The sequence below is a fragment of the Phaeobacter sp. JH20_02 genome, assembly GCF_048056915.1.
Classification (GTDB): domain Bacteria; phylum Pseudomonadota; class Alphaproteobacteria; order Rhodobacterales; family Rhodobacteraceae; genus Phaeobacter; species Phaeobacter bryozoorum.
This window is the reverse complement of sequence record NZ_JAYMVP010000025.1, coordinates 1-1,082: the sequence shown is the minus strand read 5'-3', so window position 1 is coordinate 1,082 and position 1,082 is coordinate 1. Positions and strand designations below refer to the sequence as shown.

Annotated in this window: 1 protein-coding gene; it reads right to left on the bottom strand. The window is 61.4% G+C overall.

From position 1 onward, the window contains the following. A partial coding sequence (gene gmd / locus VWY34_RS13640; RefSeq protein ID WP_416558548.1) for a GDP-mannose 4,6-dehydratase occupies positions 1 to 1,082 on the bottom strand: 1,082 nt, incomplete at both ends.

Sequence of the window (1,082 nt, the reverse complement as noted above, 5' to 3'; positions counted from 1 at the left end):
CTGACCGGCAGGTCCATGCCGTGTTCTTTCAGCAGGGCGTGGCGGCGGGCGGTTTTGAGGTCTTCGCGCACCATTTCGGCGCACATCTCCTCGGTGGTGATCTCCGGCTCCCAGCCCAGTTTCTGCTTTGCCTTACCCGGATCGCCCAGCAGCGTCTCCACCTCGGCGGGGCGGAAATAGCGCGGATCGATGCGCAGCACCACATCGCCCACCTTCAGCGCCGGGGCCATATCGCCCTCAATCGCGGTCACGGTGGCAATTTCCGCTTCGCCTTCGCCCGAAAACGCCAGCGTCAGCCCCAGCTCCTGCGCCGACCAGGTGATGAACTGGCGCACCGAATATTGCTTGCCGGTGGCGATGACGAAATCCTCGGGCGCCTCCTGCTGCAGCATCATCCACTGCATCCGCACGTAATCCCTGGCATGGCCCCAGTCGCGCAAACTGTCGATATTGCCCATATAGAGACACTCCTCGAGGCCTTGCGCGATATTGGCGAGGCCGCGGGTGATCTTGCGCGTCACAAAGGTCTCGCCCCGGCGCGGGCTCTCGTGGTTGAACAGGATGCCGTTGCAGGCATAGATGCCATAGGCCTCGCGGTAATTGACCGTGATCCAGTAGGAATAAAGCTTGGCCACCGCATAAGGGCTGCGCGGATAAAACGGCGTGGTCTCGCGCTGCGGGGTTTCCTGCACCAGGCCGTAAAGCTCGGATGTTGAGGCCTGATAAAACCGGGTCTTTTTCTCCAGCCCCAGGAAACGGATCGCCTCCAGCAGGCGCAGGGTGCCGATGCCATCGACATCGGCGGTATATTCCGGCGCCTCGAAACTGACGGCGACATGAGACTGCGCGCCGAGGTTATAGACCTCATCCGGTTCGATCTCGCTCAGCAGCCGCGTCAGGTTGGAGGTATCGGTGAGATCGCCGTAATGCAGCTTGAAGCGGGCATGATCCACATGCGGATCCTGATAGATGTGATCCACCCGGCTGGTGTTGAACGACGACGCCCGCCGCTTCAGCCCATGCACCTCATAGCCCTTCTCCAGAAGAAACTCCGCAAGGTAGGACCCATCCTGACCCGTCAC